The organism is Paenarthrobacter sp. 2TAF44 (assembly GCF_052114885.1).
Classification (GTDB): domain Bacteria; phylum Actinomycetota; class Actinomycetes; order Actinomycetales; family Micrococcaceae; genus Arthrobacter.
Window position 1 is genome coordinate 126,344 of sequence record NZ_JBFRFP010000007.1, and the last position, 19,195, is coordinate 145,538.

The 19,195-nt window shown below is 63.0% G+C and carries 18 protein-coding genes; 14 read left to right on the forward strand and 4 right to left on the reverse strand.

All coding sequences use genetic code 11. From position 1 onward, the window contains the following. Positions 1 to 167: 167 nt before the first annotated feature. Positions 168 to 1,979: a proline--tRNA ligase gene (locus AB4Z15_RS09205; RefSeq protein ID WP_442017034.1), complete on the forward strand. Its 1,812-nt coding sequence runs from the start codon at positions 168 to 170 to the stop codon at positions 1,977 to 1,979. Continuing rightward, complete coding sequence (locus tag AB4Z15_RS09210) at positions 1,976 to 2,770, forward strand: sulfite exporter TauE/SafE family protein (RefSeq protein WP_442017035.1); 795 nt, start codon at positions 1,976 to 1,978, stop codon at positions 2,768 to 2,770. Before AB4Z15_RS09205 ends, AB4Z15_RS09210 begins: the two co-directional genes overlap by 4 nt. On the opposite strand, the gene AB4Z15_RS09215 is transcribed toward AB4Z15_RS09210, so the two are convergent. The 3 genes from AB4Z15_RS09215 to AB4Z15_RS09225 all read right to left on the reverse strand — a co-directional run bounded on the left by AB4Z15_RS09215 (position 2,763) and on the right by AB4Z15_RS09225 (position 5,736). Next, positions 2,763 to 3,761 carry an aminoglycoside phosphotransferase family protein gene (locus tag AB4Z15_RS09215; RefSeq protein WP_442017070.1) on the reverse strand — a complete coding sequence of 333 codons (999 nt, stop codon included), beginning with the start codon at positions 3,759 to 3,761 and terminating at the stop codon, positions 2,763 to 2,765. The two genes, AB4Z15_RS09210 and AB4Z15_RS09215, sit on opposite strands and share 8 nt — an antisense overlap. Before the next feature lie 49 nt (positions 3,762 to 3,810). After that, positions 3,811 to 4,539, reverse strand: a complete 729-nt coding sequence (locus AB4Z15_RS09220; RefSeq protein WP_442005760.1) for a VIT1/CCC1 transporter family protein — start codon at positions 4,537 to 4,539, stop codon at positions 3,811 to 3,813. A 120-nt stretch (positions 4,540 to 4,659) separates the two neighbouring features. After that, positions 4,660 to 5,736, reverse strand: coding sequence for a DUF4439 domain-containing protein (locus AB4Z15_RS09225; protein ID WP_442017036.1), 1,077 nt, complete (start codon positions 5,734 to 5,736; stop codon positions 4,660 to 4,662). A gap of 105 nt (positions 5,737 to 5,841) precedes the next feature. On the opposite strand from AB4Z15_RS09225, the gene rimP reads away from it, so the two are divergent. The 6 genes from rimP (at position 5,842) to AB4Z15_RS09255 (ending at position 12,188) form a co-directional block, all read left to right on the forward strand. Then, positions 5,842 to 6,453, forward strand: coding sequence for a ribosome maturation factor RimP (rimP, locus tag AB4Z15_RS09230; protein WP_224092279.1), 612 nt, complete (start codon positions 5,842 to 5,844; stop codon positions 6,451 to 6,453). Further along, positions 6,453 to 7,424 carry a transcription termination factor NusA gene (nusA, locus tag AB4Z15_RS09235; RefSeq protein ID WP_442017037.1) on the forward strand — a complete coding sequence of 324 codons (972 nt, stop codon included), beginning with the start codon at positions 6,453 to 6,455 and terminating at the stop codon, positions 7,422 to 7,424. Before rimP ends, nusA begins: the two co-directional genes overlap by 1 nt. 203 nt (positions 7,425 to 7,627) lie before the next feature. After that, positions 7,628 to 7,969 (forward strand): YlxR family protein, encoded by a 342-nt coding sequence (locus AB4Z15_RS09240; protein ID WP_442005763.1) that lies wholly within the window; start codon positions 7,628 to 7,630, stop codon positions 7,967 to 7,969. A gap of 152 nt (positions 7,970 to 8,121) precedes the next feature. Continuing rightward, positions 8,122 to 11,010 (forward strand): translation initiation factor IF-2, encoded by a 2,889-nt coding sequence (gene infB, locus AB4Z15_RS09245; protein WP_442005764.1) that lies wholly within the window; start codon positions 8,122 to 8,124, stop codon positions 11,008 to 11,010. Between the two features lie 77 nt (positions 11,011 to 11,087). Next, positions 11,088 to 11,600 carry a 30S ribosome-binding factor RbfA gene (gene rbfA / locus AB4Z15_RS09250; RefSeq protein WP_442005765.1) on the forward strand — a complete coding sequence of 171 codons (513 nt, stop codon included), beginning with the start codon at positions 11,088 to 11,090 and terminating at the stop codon, positions 11,598 to 11,600. Positions 11,601 to 11,687: 87 nt separating this feature from the next. Continuing rightward, positions 11,688 to 12,188: a nucleoside deaminase gene (locus AB4Z15_RS09255; protein ID WP_442017038.1), complete on the forward strand. Its 501-nt coding sequence runs from the start codon at positions 11,688 to 11,690 to the stop codon at positions 12,186 to 12,188. A gap of 6 nt (positions 12,189 to 12,194) precedes the next feature. Here the strand turns inward: AB4Z15_RS09255 and AB4Z15_RS09260 are convergent, their stop codons facing one another. Continuing rightward, positions 12,195 to 13,349, reverse strand: coding sequence for a pyridoxal phosphate-dependent aminotransferase (locus AB4Z15_RS09260; protein WP_442017039.1), 1,155 nt, complete (start codon positions 13,347 to 13,349; stop codon positions 12,195 to 12,197). Between the two features lie 34 nt (positions 13,350 to 13,383). On the opposite strand from AB4Z15_RS09260, the gene truB reads away from it, so the two are divergent. The 6 genes from truB to AB4Z15_RS09290 all read left to right on the forward strand — a co-directional run bounded on the left by truB (position 13,384) and on the right by AB4Z15_RS09290 (position 19,139). Next, the gene (truB, locus tag AB4Z15_RS09265) at positions 13,384 to 14,334 is read left to right on the forward strand and encodes a tRNA pseudouridine(55) synthase TruB (RefSeq protein ID WP_442017040.1); all 951 of its coding nucleotides are present in this window, start codon (positions 13,384 to 13,386) and stop codon (positions 14,332 to 14,334) included. A 2-nt stretch (positions 14,335 to 14,336) separates the two neighbouring features. Beyond that, positions 14,337 to 14,690 carry a hypothetical protein gene (locus tag AB4Z15_RS09270; RefSeq protein WP_442005769.1) on the forward strand — a complete coding sequence of 118 codons (354 nt, stop codon included), beginning with the start codon at positions 14,337 to 14,339 and terminating at the stop codon, positions 14,688 to 14,690. 20 nt (positions 14,691 to 14,710) lie between these two features. Next, entirely contained in the window at positions 14,711 to 15,166 is a 456-nt protein-coding gene (locus AB4Z15_RS09275; RefSeq protein ID WP_442005770.1) for a hypothetical protein, read from the forward strand. 67 nt (positions 15,167 to 15,233) lie between these two features. Beyond that, positions 15,234 to 16,217 carry a bifunctional riboflavin kinase/FAD synthetase gene (locus AB4Z15_RS09280; RefSeq protein WP_442017041.1) on the forward strand — a complete coding sequence of 328 codons (984 nt, stop codon included), beginning with the start codon at positions 15,234 to 15,236 and terminating at the stop codon, positions 16,215 to 16,217. Positions 16,218 to 16,375: 158 nt separating this feature from the next. Further along, a complete protein-coding gene (gene rpsO, locus AB4Z15_RS09285; RefSeq protein WP_442005772.1) occupies positions 16,376 to 16,645 on the forward strand; it encodes a 30S ribosomal protein S15 in 270 nt (89 codons plus the stop codon). 244 nt (positions 16,646 to 16,889) lie between these two features. Continuing rightward, complete coding sequence (locus tag AB4Z15_RS09290) at positions 16,890 to 19,139, forward strand: polyribonucleotide nucleotidyltransferase (protein WP_431119461.1); 2,250 nt, start codon at positions 16,890 to 16,892, stop codon at positions 19,137 to 19,139. Positions 19,140 to 19,195 lie beyond the last annotated feature (56 nt).

Below are 19,195 nucleotides of genomic sequence, written 5' to 3' on the forward strand. Positions count from 1 at the left end.
CAGGGGCTTCCATGCGACGGCGTGGCTCTTCTCTGTGATGACTGTTCTGGGGGCTGAGCCATTCTGTTCTGGGGCTGAGCCATTCTGTGCGGAGCTGGCCGCTGGCAGCCGGTAGATTAGTAGACAGTTGTTTTTGCCACATCTGCCATAGAAACGGATACGTACCCGTGGTCCTTCGCCTTTCCCAGTTGTTCCTGCGCACCCTGCGTGAAGATCCCGTCGACGCCGAGGTCGCCAGCCACAAGCTCCTGGTCCGGGCCGGTTACATCCGCCGTGCCGCACCTGGCATTTACACGTGGCTGCCGCTGGGACTGAGCGTCCTGCGCAAGGTGGAGGAGATCATCCGGCAGGAAATGTCCGCCATTGGCGCGCAGGAAGTCCACTTCCCGGCACTGCTGCCGCGCGAACCTTACGAGGCCACCAACCGCTGGACCGAGTACGGGGAGGGCCTGTTCCGGCTTCAGGACCGCAAGGGTGCCGACTACCTCTTGGCTCCGACGCATGAAGAAATGTTCACGCTCCTGGTCAAGGACCTGTACTCCTCGTACAAGGACCTGCCGTTGAGCCTGTACCAGATCCAGAACAAGTACCGCGATGAAGCGCGCCCCCGCGCGGGTCTCCTCCGTGGGCGCGAATTCATCATGAAGGATTCTTACTCCTTCGACGTTGACGACGCCGGCTTGGACGCAAGCTACGCCGCCCACCGCGCCGCATACCTGAAGATCTTCGAACGTCTGGGCCTGGAAGTCATCCCGGTTGCTGCCACCGCAGGTGCCATGGGTGGCTCCAAGAGCGAAGAATTCCTCTTCCCCACCGAGATCGGCGAGGACACCTTTGTGCGCTCGGCCGGCGGCTACTACGCCAACGTCGAGGCAGTCACCACGGTTGTCCCTGAGGATATTGATTTCACGGACGCGCCGGCTGCCCAGGTTCTGGACACACCGAACACACCGACCATCGAGACACTGGTTGACGCAGCCAACCAGCTCGCACCCCGCAGCGAGGCCGACGGCGGCGCCTGGACTGCCGCTGACACGCTGAAGAACGTCGTCCTCGCCGTGACTCTCCCCACTGGTGAACGCCAGATCGTCGTCCTCGGCGTTCCGGGTGACCGTGCGGTGGATCTCAAGCGGGTGGAGGCGAACATTGGATCGTTCCTTCCCATCGCGGGCGAGATCGGGCTGGAAGCAGCCAACGAGGAAGACCTCAAGAAGCTGCCGTGGTTGGTCAAGGGCTACATCGGCCCTGGTTTGTCCCTGGACGAACAAGTGCTGGGCCTGGAAGGGTCCTCCACACTGCTGTTCCTCGTGGATCCCCGCGTCGTGTCCGGCACAACCTGGGTGACGGGCGCCAACGTTGATGGCAAGCATGTCTTCGGACTGGTAGCGGGCCGCGACTTCACCTGGGACGGCGTCATCGAATGCACCGACGTCCGGGCAGGGGATCCGGCACCGGACGGCTCCGGACCGCTTGAGACTGCCCGTGGCATCGAAATGGGCCACATTTTCCAGCTCGGACGCAAGTACGCCGAGGCGCTGGACCTGAAGGTGATGGACCAGAACGGCAAGCAGGTTGTCGTCACCATGGGCTCCTATGGTGTTGGTGTCACCCGTGCTGTCGCAGCCCTTGCCGAAGCCAACCATGACGACCGCGGCCTGGTGTGGCCACGCTCGGTGGCTCCGGCCGATGTACACGTTGTGGCTGTGGGCCGCGGTGACGAAATTTTCGAAGCCGCAGAGAAGCTATCGGCGGAACTCGAGGCTGCAGGCCTCGACGTCATCTTTGATGACCGGCCCAAGGTTTCTCCCGGCGTCAAGTTTGGCGATGCCGAACTCGTCGGCGTGCCCACTATCCTGGCCGTCGGCCGTGGACTTGTGGACGGTGTAGTGGAGATCAAGGACCGTCGCAGTGGTGAAGCCGAGAACATCTCGGTGGAGAAGGCCGTGGATTACGTGGTCAACGCTGTCCGTAACCGGTGATTTCCGGCTTCGAGACTATCCAGCTCACCACCATCATCCTGATTGTGGTGGCTGGATTCGCAGCCGGCTGGGTTGACGCGGTAGTAGGAGGCGGGGGGCTGATCCAGCTCCCCGCACTTCTGCTGGTACCTGGCATCACTCCAGTCCAGGCACTGGCCACGAACAAGATGGGTTCCATCTTCGGCACTACCACCAGTGCCACCACCTATTACAGGCGGGTGGGACCGGACCTCAAGACGGCAATACCCATGGCGGTGATTGCGCTGGCGGGGAGCTTTGGCGGTGCCATCCTTGCTGCATCGCTGCCGGCCAGCGTTTTCAAGCCCATCATTGTGGTGGCGCTGATCGCCGTCGCGATTTTCACGGCACTTCGCCCCAGCGCGGGCGAGCTGACGGCTCTGCGGCACGATGGGCACAAGCACTATGTGGTGGCTTGCCTGATCGGTGCCGTGATCGGTTTTTACGATGGCCTGATCGGTCCCGGTACGGGATCATTCCTGGTGATCGCCTTAGTCTCTGCCATGGGTTACGCCTTCCTTGAAGCCAGCGCGAAGGCCAAGATTGTCAACATGGCCACCAATGCCGGTGCCCTGATTTTCTTCCTCCCTCACGGTTCCCTGTTGTGGGGAGTGGGCCTGGTGCTGGGGTTCGCGAATATGGCGGGCGGATATCTGGGTGCCCGGACAGCCGTAGCCAGGGGGAGCGGGTTTGTACGGATCGTGTTCCTGATCGTCGTGGCGGCGCTGATCATCAAGCTCGGCATGGACGTGTGGAACGATAACGTCAGCTGACTGCGTCCCCGGGCCTGGGCAAGTCATGTGCTGCTGGAAGTCCTTCGAGTGTCCTGCCCGCCAGCGTGCTGGCCACCCACAAGGAACGGGCCAGATCGCCTTCGTGACCTCGTTTTCCCGCGTACCACAGGGCGTTGTCCACTTCGCGGGCAATGCTCCACTGTCGCGCGACCTCCGGATCAAGCCCAGCGGCGAGGCTGAAATCCCGGCATCGCTCCCGCAGGGCAGCTGCAGGATCGCGACGTGAGAGATCCTTGATCCGGTTCCACAGAACGGGCGCCACCGCAAATTCGGCCTCACCGATCTGCGGCTGCGGATCGATGGCCACGTATTCGCGGCGGTCCCCGCCCAAGGTGCCGAGGATGTTCATGAAATGCAGATCGGTGTGCACCAGGACGTCCCTGCCGGATCGGCGGCCCACAGCACCGCGGGTCTGGCACACTTCCAGTGCAGCCTCCAATAACCACCGCGGGAAGGGTCGGTCCTGCCGCTCCCACTCAGAAGGCATTTCGTCGCTCCAGCGCTCGGCCGTGGCAGCGATGTGATCGAATCCCCGCCACTCGGGACGATCATCAGGGGTAATGGAAAGCTCGCGCATGATCTCACCCCAGACCTGCCGGGCCTCATCCATGGGGACATCCTGTAGCCAACAGGACGCGTCGAGGCGTTCCAGCAGCATAGAGCAACTGGCGGTGTCGGCAGCCAGGAGCCGGACAGCTCCGTGGCCACCCCACAGGGCCAAGGCATGGCGCTCCACGAGAGCTTCCTCATGCGGATAGGCGATCTTCAGCGCAGCCTGCCTGCTGTGCTGGAGAACGGGCACAACCAAGGCTCCGTGTCCGTTCCACGGCTCTTCACCGGGTGCGAGGTCCACGGACAACTGCCAACGGTCCAAAGCCTCACGGATAAGCCCCGGAAGGCTCGCCAGCCAGTCCCGCCCCGCAGAATCGCGGTTGTATCGGGCGTGGAGGTCGCCCGGAATCGGAATCATGGCGTGAAGGGTCACGCCATCAGCCTAGCTCTGCCCGGCGGTACTACCCTCAGAAAACGCCGCTGGCGCCCAAGAGGCTTCCGATCGAGAACGTGGCTGCAAGCGCCAAGGCTCCGCCCAGCACCACCCGGGCTGCTGCCCGGAACCTGGGTGCCCCACCAATCCAGGCCCCCAGGGCTCCCGTGATCGCGAGAGCCAGCAGGACGGCAGCGAACGTCAGTGGAACCCGCATTTCGGGGGGAGGGAGCAGGATGGCCAGCATGGGAAGCACGGCGCCCAGGGTAAATGCCACTGCCGAGGCAAAGGCGGCGTTCCACGGACTCACGATGTCGTCTTCGTGGATATTGAGCTCGGCGGACAAGTGCGCCGCAAGGGCATCGTGCTTCGTGAGTTCTTCGGCCACTGTCCGGGCGGTACGCGGTGTGAGCCCCTTCGCCTGGTAGATCGCGGCAAGCTCCTCGAGTTCTTCCTCCGGCTGCTCGGCGAGTTCCCGGCGTTCCTTCTCGATGAGCGACTTCTGCGTGTCGCTCTGGCTACTGACGGATACATACTCGCCCAACGCCATGGAAATGGCGCCACCCACGAGGCCAGCCGTACCAGCAGCAAGGATGCTGCCGGTGTTGGTCGTGGCACCGGCCACGCCGACGACGATCGCGGCGACGGAGACGATGCCGTCATTCGCCCCCAAAACTCCGGCGCGCAGCCAGTTCAGCCTATGGGCAAGGTCATCACGATGCGGTTCGTTCTCGTGCGTGGTAGCAGTTTCTGCGGAAGCCATGGTTCAAGCCAAGCACCGCCGGGCCGCCTTGGCCAGCATGGCTAGGCTCGCCTATCCCATCCGCCGTTTGCACTAACTGCGGTTGGTACTAACGGGGGAGTGGATTAACCGGGGCGTGGATTAACTGGGGGCGGGCGTCGGCAGGGGAGGCAAGTCATCGGCGTCGAAGTCCAACCCCGGCAAAGCGGCCAGCGCGGCACCCCAATGCCAGCTCCTGCGCACGGCCGCCAGCAGGCCGCTGGTGGCCCAGCCCCGGGTCTCTCCTGTCGAAAGCGCGATGAGATCGCCAAATCCCTGCAGGGAGTCCGATTCCAGGGCTCCCAAGCCCGCGGCCGGGTCTTCAGCGAACTGTGCAGGCAGCCTGTATCCGGCCTCCCGGGTAGGGACGTCGCCACAGTTACGGCGGGTCAAGGCCTCCGCTTGTTGAAGCAGACGCTCGTGCACCGCAAGATCCTTGGCGGCTTGGGCAGTTGCGCCAGCGTCCAATCGCTTCAGTGCCACCTGATAGATGTAGACGGCTTCCTGTTCTGAACGGACAGTGGCGGCCAAAGCCGCATCGGTGGTGGCAGCGGTAGCATCCGGGGTGGGGCTGATTGAAGGGCACTGGTGCACAGCCGGTGTAGTGGCAGGCGCGCTACCACTTGACGTCGGCGACGGTACCGGCAGCTGCCACACCGCAGCCAGCTTTTCGCCCTGGAGAAGTTGGGCGGATCCGACGGCGGCGAGCAACCGGGCGATCCCGCCGTCGGCCTCGCGGGCGTCGTCCAGTCGTTGCCGCCCGCTGGCGGTCAGACCAGCCACGACTGCAGCGGGCGTCGCTTGGTTGGCCGCATCATCCTCAGAAGGGTCATCTTTATCGCTTGCCGTCGAGGCTGCGGAGATGGCAGCAGCTGCAGCAGAAGGTGGAAGGAGGGCCCGGGACTGTGTTGTCAGCAATGTCACAGCATCGTCCAGGGCGGGCGTTTGGGAACCGGATCCTCCAGCTGCCATCAATCCAGCAGCCGATTCCCGCAGCCCCTGAGTATCGGCGAAAGCGTCGGCGAGGGCAGACTCGGAGAATGAAACCGCGGGGGGAGTCCCGGAATCCCGCGGTAGAAGTACGATTCCCGTGCCCGCAACGAGCAGCGCAACCACGGAAATGAGAAGGAGCCGACCCCACGCTGGTGATTGTCGTTTTTCACTTGTCTGCTCGTCCACAACACACCATGGTGTCATGTGGACGGGAAACTCCGTGCACCATGTGCTGCCGAAAATCGTTAGGCTAGTAGTCACAACAACATCTATCGGGAGGCGGCGGGCAACGTGAGTGACTCGGAAGCCACGACTTCAACAGACCGTACTGAGTCGAATTCAACGGCCACCATCCACAACCCGGAAGAGCGCAGGCTAAAGGCGCTGCTCGAACCGGCAGTCCTTGCCAACAGGCTCTACCTCGAGGATGTTTCCATCCACGTTGCCGGTTCACACCGCACGGTCCACGTCGTCGTGGATCTTCCGCAGGAGGAGACCGGAGGCGTCAGCCTTGACGCCATCGCAGATGTCTCGCGTGGGTTGTCCGATATTCTGGACAACGATCCCCACGACGACGGCCGTCCCTACGACCTCGAAGTTTCTTCGCCAGGAGTAGGCCGTCCGCTGACGGAACCGCGCCACTGGCACAGGGCCCGCGGCCGCATGGTCAGGGTCAACGTCATCCAGGGTGAGAACGTCCTTGGCCGGATTGCGTCAGTAGATGACGCCGGTGTGACCCTCATTCCGGAGCACGAGGTCAAAAAGGGCATGAAGCCCAAACAGGGGGACCCCATCACTATTCCTTTCGACAGGATCCGCCACGGAAAAGTCGAGATTGAATTCAGCCACCTCCACGAGGCCGGGCTGGCAGACGAACACAATGGACCTTCCGAGGAGGCCTAATGGATATTGACATGAGCGCACTGAGACTCCTGGAGCGTGAGCGTGAAATCCCGCTGGACCTCCTGATTCCCACCATCGAGCAAGCGCTCCTGGTGGCCTATCACAAGACGCCCGGTGCCTTCGAGAAGGCCCGCGCCGAGCTGGACCGCAAGAGCGGCCACGTGACTATCTGGGCAACGGAAATCGACGATGACGGCGAGGCCATCGGGGAGTTCGAGGACACCCCGGCCGGTTTCGGCCGTATCGCTGCAAGCACGGCACGCCAGATCATCCTGCAGCGTCTTCGCGACGTTGAGGACGATAACGTATTAGGCGAATTCAAGGGTCGCGAAGGCGAACTCGTTGCCGGCATGATCCAGCAGGGCAACAACCCGCACATGATCCAGGTAAACCTTGGATCCGTGGAGGCCCTGTTGCCGCCACCCGAGCAGGTTCCTGGTGAGAAGTACATTCACGGCAGCAGGCTTCGTGCCTTCGTGGTGGATGTCCACCGTGGGGCGAAGGGCCCGTCCATTACGCTTTCCCGTTCGCACCCGGGCCTGGTCCGTAAGTTGTTCGAAATGGAAGTTCCGGAAATCGCGGACCGTTCCGTCGAGATCGTGGCACTTGCCCGGGAAGCCGGCCACCGCACCAAGATCGCCGTCAAAGCGAACATCCCCGGTGTCAACGCCAAGGGCGCTTGCATCGGCGAAATGGGCTCCCGCGTCCGTGCAGTCATGACCGAGCTGAACGACGAAAAGATCGACATCGTGGACTTCAGCGAGGACCCGGCGACCTTCATCGCCAACTCCTTGTCACCGTCCCGGGTGAATTCGGTCACTATCACGGACGAGGCAACTCGCTCGGCCCGTGTAGTTGTGCCCGACTACCAGCTCTCCTTGGCGATCGGCAAGGAAGGCCAGAATGCACGCCTCGCTGCGAAGCTGACCGGATGGCGGATCGATATCGTGTCAGACGCCGCCCCGGCCTAGACCGACTAACGATCGTTCCGGCGGCCTGGCCGCCGGGAGCCGCGCCGCGCTGGCGGTGTGGCCGGTTTCGGCTGTCCGGGGCCGGGGGGCTAGAATAGATGGAACCGGGCTTACGTCCGGTATCCGCGCGCTTTGACGTGCCTTATCTGCATGTGCAGGGTCGGCCGTCAGCGCAAGTTTGCAGAGGCAGGTAAGGACACGTCGTGGCTGAACTGCTTGAACGCGGCCATGGCCCTGTTCGTACCTGCATCGGATGCCGGAAGCAAGGCTCTCGGTCCGAGCTTGTCCGGCTGGTCGCCCAAGGCCGTGGTTCGTCCACTGTCCTTGTGGATGTTCGACGCCGGATGGCCGGCAGGGGTGCGTGGCTGCATCCCAGCGAAAAGTGCTTGGCATTGGCAATCAAGCGGCGTGCTTTCGGAAGGGCCCTTGCGGGCGCTACTGAAACAAGCGCCGTCGAAAGCTACTTCATGTCAGGCGCGCCACTTGTGGAGGCTCAGGCTGCCACAGGAAAACCGTCCAAACCTGAAAGCGGGTCAGAAAACTGATGGAAACCCGATGAGTTCCCAGCGATGAGTGCGTAACGATGACAACTTTGTTGCGCTCTGCAATGGGCCTTTTAGTCGCGCTGGCGGCAGGGGCCCGCAGTAAGAAGTAGACGGTTCGTGCCTGGCTCGGTGCGGACCGAGACAGGAGAAATGTGGCCAAGGTCCGCGTACATGAGCTCGCCAAAGAGCTCGGTATTACTTCCAAAGATGCAGTAACAAAACTGCAGGAATTGGGCGAATTCGTTCGCTCCGCCTCTTCCACCATTGAGGCCCCCGTCGTGAAGAAGCTTCGCGACGCTTACCCCGGTGCAGGCGCTGCAAAGGCAGCTGCCCCCGCACCTGCAGCCGCCCCCAAGGCTCCGGCTGCTCCCGCAACATCCCGTCCGGCCGCTCCGGCTCCGGGTCCGGCTGCACCAAAGGCTCCGGCTCCGGCAGCACCCGCCGCGGCTGCACCTGCCGCCCCCGCTGCATCTGCTCCTGCGGCGCCTGCCCCGGCAGCGCCCTCGGCTCCGGCCGCATCCACGACGCCGTTTTCGGCGAAGCCCGGTGCCCGTCCTGCTCCCAAGGCAGAGACTCCGGCTCCGTCCCGCCAGGGCGGCCAGGCTCCGCGTCCCGGCGGTCCCCGTCCGGGCAACAACCCCTTCGCTACGTCCCAGGGCATGCCCCGCGGCCGTGGTGGCGATGGCGAACGTCCGCCGCGTCCGGGCAACAACCCGTTTGCAACCTCACAGGGCATGCCCCGTGCAGGTGGCCGCAACGATGGCGAACGCCCCGGTGGTCCCCGCCCCGCAGCAGGTGCCGGTGGTCCCCGTCCCGCAGCAGGCAGCGGTGGTCCCCGTCCGGGTGCTCCGCGTCCCGGTGCACCCCGTCCCGGTGGTGCTCCGCGTCCGGCCGGCGGTCCCGGTGGTGGAAACCGTCCTACTCCGGGCATGATGCCCAACCGCACTGAGCGTCCGGCTCCCGGTGGCGCAGGTCGTCCCGGTGGCGCAGGCCGTCCGGGTGGCGGCGGACCGGGTCGTCCCGGTGGCGCACCAGGTGCAGGTACCGGTGGCGGCGCTCCCGCCGGCGGTGGCTTTGGCAAGGGTGGCCGCGGTCGCGGTGGTACCCAGGGTGCCTTCGGCAAGGGCGGTGCCGGTCGTGGCAAGCAGCGCAAGTCGAAGCGTGCAAAGCGCCAGGAACTGGAGCAGATGAGTGCTCCGTCGCTGGGCGGCGTGTCCGTACCCCGCGGCGATGGCGAGACCATCATCCGTCTGCGCCGTGGTTCCTCCATCACGGACTTTGCCGAGAAGATCGATGCGAACCCCGCGTCGCTCGTGACCGTTTTGTTCCACCTCGGTGAGATGGCAACGGCTACGCAGTCCCTCGACGAAGACACCTTTGGATTGCTTGGTGCCGAACTTGGCTACAAGCTCCAGGTTGTTTCGCCGGAAGACGAAGAGCGCGAGCTGCTGGACCAGTTCGACATCAACATCCAGGACGAGCTTGACGCCGAGGGTGACGATGTCCTCGAGGCACGCCCGCCGGTTGTCACCGTCATGGGTCACGTTGACCACGGTAAGACCCGCCTGCTTGATGCCATCCGCAACTCCAACGTTGTGGCCGGCGAGCACGGTGGAATCACCCAGCACATCGGTGCTTACCAGATCAGCCACATCCACGAGGGCACGGCCCGCGACATCACGTTCATTGACACCCCCGGTCACGAGGCCTTCACGGCCATGCGTGCACGTGGTGCCAAGGTCACCGACATCGCGATCCTGGTTGTTGCAGCCGACGACGGCGTTATGCCGCAGACGGTGGAAGCACTCAACCACGCCCAGGCAGCCAACGTGCCGATCGTCGTCGCAGTGAACAAGATCGACAAGGAAGGCGCCAACCCTGACAAGGTCAAGGGTCAGCTCACCGAGTACGGCCTGGTTCCCGAAGAATACGGTGGCGACACCATGTTCGTTGAGGTTTCTGCCCGCCAGAACCTCAACATCGACGAACTGATCGATGCCGTCCTGTTGACGGCCGATGCCGCACTGGACCTGCGTGCCAACCCGGACAAGGACGCTCGAGGCATTGCCATCGAAGCGAACCTGGACAAGGGTCGCGGTTCCGTGGCCACCGTCCTGGTGCAATCCGGCACCTTGGCCGTGGGCGACACGATCGTGGCCGGTACGGCCCACGGCCGCGTCCGTGCCATGTTCGACGAGAACGGCGAGGCACTGGATGTCGCACTGCCGTCGCGTCCGGTGCAGGTCCTCGGCCTGTCCAACGTGCCGCGTGCAGGTGACACCTTCCTGGTGACGCCGGACGAGCGTACGGCCCGCCAGATCGCCGAGAAGCGCGAAGCTGCCGACCGCAACGCCGCACTGGCCAAGCGTCGCAAGCGCATCAGCCTGGAAGACTTCGACCAGGCCGTTGCTGAAGGCAAGATCGACACCCTCAACCTCATCCTCAAGGGTGACGTCTCCGGTGCCGTGGAAGCCCTCGAAGACGCCTTGCTCAAGATCGATGTCGGAGACGACGACGTTCAGCTCCGTGTCATCCACCGCGGTGTGGGTGCCATCACGCAGAACGACGTCAACCTGGCAACGGTGGACAACGCCATCATCATCGGCTTCAACGTCAAGCCGGCTGAGCGCGTCGCTGAACTGGCTGACCGTGAAGGCGTGGACATGCGCTTCTACTCCGTCATCTACGCAGCAATCGATGACATTGAGATGGCCCTCAAGGGCATGCTCAAGCCGGAGTACGAAGAAGTCCAGCTCGGTACTGCCGAAGTCCGCGAAGTCTTCCGGTCCTCCAAGTTCGGAAACATCGCCGGTTCGATCGTCCGCACGGGCATCATCCGCCGTAACACCAAGGCACGCGTTAGCCGCGACGGCAAGGTCATCGGTGACAACCTCACCGTTGAGACGCTCAAGCGCTTCAAGGATGACGCAACCGAAGTCCGTACCGACTTCGAGTGTGGTATCGGTCTTGGCTCGTTCAACGACATCTCCGAAGGCGACATCATCGAGACCTTCGAGATGCGCGAAAAGCCGCGCGTCTAGGTTCCGCTTGGAGCGGGTCCGTCGGGTAGCCCCGGCGGACCCGTTCCGTACCCGTTTCTACTTTCCAGGAGGAAGTCATGGCCGATCCGGCACGCGCTGCCAAGTTGGCGCAGCGGATAAAGGTCGTCGTCGCAGAGGCCCTCGGCCGCAGGGTCAAGGACCCACGCGTCGAGTCCATCACGATCACGGACGCCCGCGTCACCAACGACCTTCAGCACGCCACCATTTACTACACCGTCTTTGGTGACGAGATTGCCCACGCGGATGCCGCCAGGGCATTGGAGAAGGCCAAGGGTGTGCTGCGACAGGAAGTCGGCCGCAATATCACAGTCCGGCTGACTCCCACCCTTGAGTTCGTTGCTGACCAGATTCCGGTCAACGCTTCGAACCTTGAGGAGTTGCTCCGTGAAGCAAAGCGTCGCGACGCCGAGGTAGCCGCTTTGGCTGCCGGCGCCAAGCACGCAGGCGAGGCTGACCCCTACAAGGGCGAGGCTTCCGAGGGCTCCGAAGAAATCGACGAAGACGACTTCGACGAAGAAGACATCGACCTCGCGGACGATGACGAACTCGACGAAGACGCCAACCGCTAAAAATCGTTTTGAGTTTTGTACACGTAATGCCCTTGGGACGCGTTCCCGGGGGCATTACGTGTATTCAAAGTCGCTAGTATCGAAAGCATGTCCGCGCACAATGCACAGCAGCATGACGAATTCCTGAAGCGTGATGAATTCCTGAACCGGGCCATACGGCTTGCTGTCCAGAACGTTTTCGACGGCGGTGGGCCGTTTGGCGCTGTCGTCGTCACCCCGGATGGCAGCGTCCATGAGGGCGTGAATCGGGTAACGCGCGACAACGATCCCACGGCGCATGCCGAAGTGGTGGCCATTCGCCGTGCCGCAGCGGACATGGGCAACTTCGATCTCAGCGGCTCGGTGCTCTATGCCAGTTGCGAGCCATGCCCCTTGTGCCTCTCGGCCACACTCTGGGCCAGGATTGGCCGCGTGTATTTCGCTGCCGACCGGCACGGCGCCGCCAGGGCCGGATTCGATGATGCAGTGTTCTACGAGTACTTCGCCGGTACCCGGCCTGAGCTGCTTCCCGTAGAACACGCGCCGGTAGCCGCCTCCGAGACGCCCTTTGAGGCCTGGCGCAACAACGCGGAGCGCACGGACTACTAGCGGCTCTTACGGCCGGGCAGGTAGCCGGCTGACGCCGTCGAGCAGTTCCTGCTGATCGCCGCACAGGGCAATCCGGATCCAACCCTCGCCGATCGACCCAAAAGCGGTGCCCGGCGCGAAGGAAACACCCGAATCCGCCAGAAACGCGTGGACCCAGGCCCGGACATCGCCGCCACTGACATGGGAGACATTGGCCCACAGGTAGAAAGCTCCCTGTGCGCCGAGGAAGGGGATGCCCTTGCCTTCCAGGATGGCGGAGGCGGCATCACGATTGCTCCTATAGTGGTTGCGCGCGTCCGTCACGTAGTCCTGGGGGCCGGTCAACGCGGCCAAGGCCGCATACTGCGATGGCGAAGCAACGCAGGAAACGATTGCTTCCATGACATTGTTCATCCTCTTTTCCATGCCCGGCGGGCAGATCAAGGCTCCGATTCGCAGGCCGGTGAGCCCGTAGGTCTTTGACAGTGTCAGTGATGTGAAGACGCGTGCCTCACCGGGGATGTCGCTATCGAAGCGGACAGGGCTGACATGCGGGACGTCAAAGGTGAAGGCTTCATAGCACTCATCAGAGATGATCCAGAGATCGTGCCGGACGGCGAGTTCCACGAGCTGCCGGGTCGCGTCCTCGCTGATGACGGCGCCCAGGGGGTTGGAGGGCGAGTTCAGCATGAGGACCCGGGTCTGCGGAGTGATGAGGGCTTCGATGTCCTCGATGTCCGGCTGGAAGTCGTTGTGCGGATACAGAGGATACGGAACGGGCACCGCGTGGAGGAGCCGACTGGTCATGGCGAACGTGGGGTAGCCGGGGTTGGGCAGGAGGATTTCATCGCCGGGGGAGAGAAGCAGGCTCATGGCGAAGTGCAGGCCTTGTTGGGCTCCGTCCACTACGTAGACGCGTTCGGCACCGATATCCACGTGATGATGCTCACGGAATCTCTTGGCGAAGGCTTCGCGGAGCGCGGGAATTCCTGCGTTTGGGGTGTAGTTGGTTTCGTCCCGTTCAAGGCACGCTATTCCGGCGTCGAGGACGTGCCGTGGGAGCGCAAAGCCCGGCTCGCCGATGCTGAGCACGATCGCCCCGGGGGTGGTCCAGGCGGCCTCAGTGATTTCTCGGATCTGGTTCACGGGGACATCGCGGACGTGTGCGGCAAGCTCAGGCATGGGAGCTATCCTAGCCACCCATATACTGGTAAGCGTGCTTTCTGGACTGGTAATCGTTGACAAACCGCAGGGATGGACCAGCCATGATGTGGTTGGCCGGATGCGGCGGCTGGCCGGTACCCGGAAAGTGGGGCATGCTGGAACGCTTGATCCCATGGCTACAGGCGTGCTGGTCCTTGGGATCAACAAGGCCACACGTCTCCTGACCTACATTGTGGGAACGTCCAAGACGTATACGGCCACTATCAGGCTCGGCGAAACCACCATCACCGATGACGCCGAAGGCGAAGTTAGCCAGGCGCGCAGCGCAGTGGAGGTCAGCGACGAAGCGATTGCTCAAGGCGTCGCCGCCCTCACGGGCCCCATCCAGCAGGTACCCAGCAGCGTCAGCGCGATCAAGGTCAACGGTGAACGCTCCTATGCCCGTGTCCGCTCCGGCGAAGAGGTCAAGCTTGCGGCCCGGCCCGTCACCATCCACCGCTTCGACATCCACTCCATCACCAGGATCGACGGCGGCCGGGTAGTCGACGTCGATGTCACCGTGGAATGTTCCTCCGGCACGTACATCCGGGCTCTGGCGCGGGACCTCGGCATCGCCTTGGGCGTCGGCGGACATCTCACTGCCTTGCGGCGAACCCAGGTGGGCCCTTACACGATCGACCAGGCGCGGACGCTGGAAGAACTCGCCGGCCAACTCGAAGTGCTGGACATGTCCCTTGCTGCGCGTTCCCTGATGCCCAACCGGGAATTGAGCGATCAGGAAACCACCGAGATCTCCTTTGGCAGACGCATCGCCGCAGGCCCTGGCGCCGGAACGCCGGCTGCTGCCACCGCTGAGAATCCTGCCGCAGCGTTCGCGCCGTCGGGAGAGCTGGTGGCCCTGTTGGCCGATACGGGGAGCTTCGCGAAGCCTGTGTTGGTCTTTGCCCCCGGAACCGGCACCGGAACCGGAACCGGCACCGCCAGAGCCAGCGAGGAAAAGTAGGCATGGACGGCTATTTCTACTCCATCCTTATTGTTGGTTTGGTATCCACGATCGCGTGCGTCGTGGCAGGTTTGATGAAGAAAGCCCCCAACGACGTCACAATCTTTTCCGTGTTGGCTGTGGAGCTGGCCCTGCTGGTCTACTTGGTTGGCTCGATTGTCCGCGTTGCCACGGGTGAACAGATGGCCGGCGAAGCCTGGGAGTTCTGGGGATACCTGATCACGGCGCTGATGATTCCGCTGGGAGCTGTGTACTGGGCCATCCTTGAACGCACCCGTTGGAGCAACTTCGTCCTGGCGGCGGTCGGCGTCACTGCGCTCGTCATGGCCGCCCGCATGAACCAGATCTGGTACTGACCTTGAAGGAAAAACGCAAAATGACTGGAACCGAGACTGAGGCAAATGCCGGCCGGACACCCCAAAAAGACACACGGAACACCGGCCCTGGGCGCTTGCTGATCGCGGTGTATGCCGTCTTCGCACTCTCGGCCACGGCCCGTGCCGGCTACCAGATTGCCACCAAGTTTGCCGAAGCTCCGCTGGCGCATATCCTCTCGGCGTTCGCCGCCGTCGTCTACGTCGTAGCGACCATCTCGCTGGCAAAACCGGGCCGCACATGGTTCAAAGTGTCGTTGGCCGCGGTACTCGTGGAACTCGTCGGAGTGCTGGTAGTTGGGGCCATAAGCCTGTTCGATCCGGTGGCCTTCCCGCATGACACTGTGTGGTCGCTGTTTGGACGCGGTTATGGTTTCGTCCCGCTCGTGCTGCCCATCCTTGGACTCCTGTGGTTGAACAAGAGGCGGCCGTCCAAGGCGAACAGCCACAACGGGTAACCTTAGAATGTTCCGGCGCCGGGAGGTTGCCGGGCGGAACGAATATCTGCAGTAAAAGGCGAGGTTGATGGTCCACATCTGGAACGATCCCACCGAAGTCCCCGAGGACTTCGGACCAACAGTCGTTACCATCGGGAACTTTGACGGCGTCCATCGTGGCCACCAGCATGTTCTCGCACAACTGACAAACACCGCCAAACGGCACCACATCCCTTCAGTGGCCGTTACCTTTGATCCCCACCCCGCCCAGGTCCACCGCCCGGAGTCTGCGCCGGAGCTGATCATGGGCCTCCAGGACAAACTGGACGCCCTCGGCGAAACAGGCGTGGATGCCGTTCTGGTCATGAAGTACACGCTGGACCTCGCCTCCATGACGCCCATCGAGTTTGTCCGCCAAGTCCTCCTTGAGGGCCTTCATGCTGCGCACGTCGTGGTCGGCCACGACCTCCGCTTCGGTGCAGGGAATGTCGGCGACGTCGTCACCATGCAGGAACTCGGCGAGCAGTTGGGCTTTGGCGTCCAGGTGGTCAATGAGTATGGCGCAGGAGGCTTCCCGGTCCACGACGACGGCGACGCCGACCGCCGCTGCTCCTCCACCTGGGTGCGGGAAGCCTTGTCCGAAGGCGACGTCGTTACCGCTGCCGCCGTTCTGGGACGCCCCCACCGCATGCGCGGCGAGGTGGTTCATGGAGCAGCGCGCGGGAGGAACCTCGGTTTCCCCACTGCGAACCTTGCGCATGATTCCACGGGGTACGTACCGGCGGACGGTATCTATGCAGGCTGGTTGATAGACCAGTCCGGAACGCGGTGGCCCGCTGCGATTTCCGTCGGTTCCAACCCCACGTTTGACGGTGTGAGCCGTCAAGTGGAGGCCCACGTTATTGATCGTCCGGAGGAGAACGTGGAGGACTTCGACCTCTACGGACAGACTGTCGCGGTCGAATTTACCCAGCGCCTCCGCGGCATGGTGGCGTATCGCGGGCCCGAGGCGCTGGTGGAGCAGATGTGCCTGGATGTAGCGCAGGCACACGAGCTGCTGACCCAGCGCTAGCGGTATTTCGACAACAATGCTGACCTGCCGGTAAACTGTTACTGGATCCGGCTGCAGTCCGTGGCGGCTGGACCTGTTTTTGTGTGCGGAGACGCACCGGAAGCAACCCGTCAGCGAGGCGCTGCACCGGGAGGCACGGCACAACTCTAGGAGTTCACGTGGCACTTGACGCCGCTGTAAAGCAGTCCATCATCAAGGAATACGCAACCTCTGAAGGCGACACCGGTTCGCCCGAGGTCCAGGTTGCAGTCCTGACCCAGCGGATCAAGGATCTGACTGAGCACATGAAGGAGCACAAGCACGACTTCCACACCCAGCGCGGTCTGCTGGCCATGGTTGGTCGTCGCAAGCGCATGCTTACCTACCTGAAGAACACTGACATCGCCCGCTACCGTTCGCTCATCGAGCGCCTCGGCCTGCGCCGCTAGTCTGCCTTTGGGGGCGGCCCGGTCCCTCGCGGAACGGGCCGCCTTCTTCAAAAACAACTAAAAACAGGAAATCAACCGCATCGCGCATTCGCGGTCCTCGGTAGTGATTCCCGGGAGGGTCATCGGTGACGATGAAGCCCGTGGATCTCGATCGATGACCGGGTGTCGTACAGGCCAGGAATAAAGAAGAGGCCTGGGTTGATGCGGCGGACTTCCGCTAAATCAGAAACGGAGGTGACTCTCAATGGAGGGTCCCGAAATCCAGTTCTCCGAAGCGATTATTGACAACGGCCGTTTTGGCAAGCGTGTCATCCGCTTTGAAACCGGCCGCCTTGCCAAGCAGGCTGCCGGCGCTTCGATGGTCTACATCGACGAAGACACCGCACTCCTCTCGGCAACCACCGCAGGCAAGCAGCCGCGCGAAGGCTTCGACTTCTTCCCGTTGACGGTTGACGTCGAGGAGCGTATGTACGCTGCCGGCCGTATCCCGGGTTCGTTCTTCCGCCGTGAAGGCCGCCCGTCCACGGAAGCCATCCTGGCTTGCCGCCTGATGGACCGCCCGCTGCGCCCGGCCTTCGTCAAGGGCCTTCGCAACGAGGTCCAGATCGTCGTTACCGTCCTGGCGATCAACCCGGACGAGCTCTACGACGTCGTGGCAATCAACGCCTCCTCCATGTCCACCCAGCTCTCCGGCCTCCCGTTCTCCGGCCCGATCGGTGGCGTCCGCGTTGCCCTCATCGCCGACGAACAGGGTTCGCAGTGGGTTGCTTTCCCCAAGCACTCGCAGCTTGAGAACGCCGTGTTCAACATGGTTGTTGCCGGCCGCATTGCAGGTGACGACGTCGCCATCATGATGGTTGAAGCCGAAGCAACCGACAACTCCTGGAACCTCATCAAGGAACAGGGCGCAACTGCTCCCACCGAAGAAGTTGTTTCCGAGGGCCTCGAAGCCGCAAAGCCGTTCATCAAGGCTCTTTGCGAAGCCCAGGCCGATCTTGCTGCCCGTGCAGCGAAGCCGACCGTCGAGTTCCCGGTCTTCCTGGACTACCAGGATGACGTCTACGCAGCTGTGGAAGCCGCTGCTGCCGACAAGCTGGCCGCAGTCTTCCAGATCGCCGACAAGCAGGAGCGCGACAACGCTTCCGACGAGCTCAAGGACGAAGTCCTCGGTGCACTCGCCGGTAACTTCGAAGGCCGTGAAAAGGAGCTGTCCGCAGCTTTCCGCTCGGTCACCAAGCACGTTGTCCGCCAGCGCATCCTCAAGGACCAGGTCCGCATCGACGGCCGTGGCCTGACGGACATCCGCCAGCTGACCGCCGAGGTAGAGGTTCTGCCCCGCGTTCACGGCTCTGCCATCTTCGAACGTGGCGAGACCCAGATCATGGGCGTCACCACGCTGAACATGCTCAAGATGGAACAGCAGATCGACTCGTTGTCGCCGGTAACGCGCAAGCGCTACATGCACAACTACAACTTCCCGCCGTACTCCACCGGTGAAACCGGTCGCGTCGGTTCCCCGAAGCGCCGCGAAATCGGTCACGGCGCCCTCGCAGAGCGCGCTCTCGTGCCGGTTCTGCCTTCCCGCGAGGAATTCCCGTACGCCATCCGCCAGGTATCCGAGGCCCTCGGTTCCAACGGTTCGACGTCCATGGGTTCGGTGTGTGCTTCGACGCTCTCCATGCTCAACGCTGGTGTCCCGCTGAAGGCAGCCGTTGCCGGTATCGCCATGGGCCTGGTTTCCGACCAGGTTGATGGCCAGACCCGCTACGCAGCTCTGACCGACATCCTCGGCGCCGAAGACGCATTCGGCGACATGGACTTCAAGGTTGCCGGTACGTCCGAGTTCGTCACGGCCATCCAGCTGGACACCAAGCTCGACGGCATCCCCGCTTCCGTGCTGGCAGCAGCACTGAAGCAGGCCCGCGAAGCCCGCCTCCATATCCTTGAGGTCATCAACGCAGCGATCGACACGCCGGACGAGCTCTCCGAGTTCGCCCCCCGCGTCATCGCTGTCAAGATCCCCGTAGACAAGATCGGCGAGGTCATCGGCCCCAAGGGCAAGATGATCAACCAGATCCAGGAAGACACGGGCGCGGACATCTCCATTGAAGATGACGGCACGGTCTATATTGGCGCCACCAACGGTCCGTCTGCTGATGCAGCACGTTCCGCCATCAACGCCATCGCCAACCCGCAGGTACCGGAAATTGGTGAGCGCTACTTGGGCACGGTCGTCAAGACCACCACCTTCGGCGCTTTCGTTTCCCTTACCCCGGGCAAGGACGGCCTGCTGCACATTTCCGAGCTCCGCAAGCTGGCCAACGGCAAGCGCGTGGACAACGTCGATGACGTCGTCTCGGTGGGCCAGAAGGTCCAGGTTGAGATCACCAAGATCGACGACCGCGGAAAGCTTTCCCTCTCCCCGGTTGTTGCCGAGGAAGAAGGCGCAGCCTCCGAGGAAGCTCCGGAAGAAGCTGAAGTTTCCGCAGAGTAGTCTGTAAAGCAGTATCCGGCGGGGCCGGTGGGCTTGAAAAAGCACCACCGGCCCTT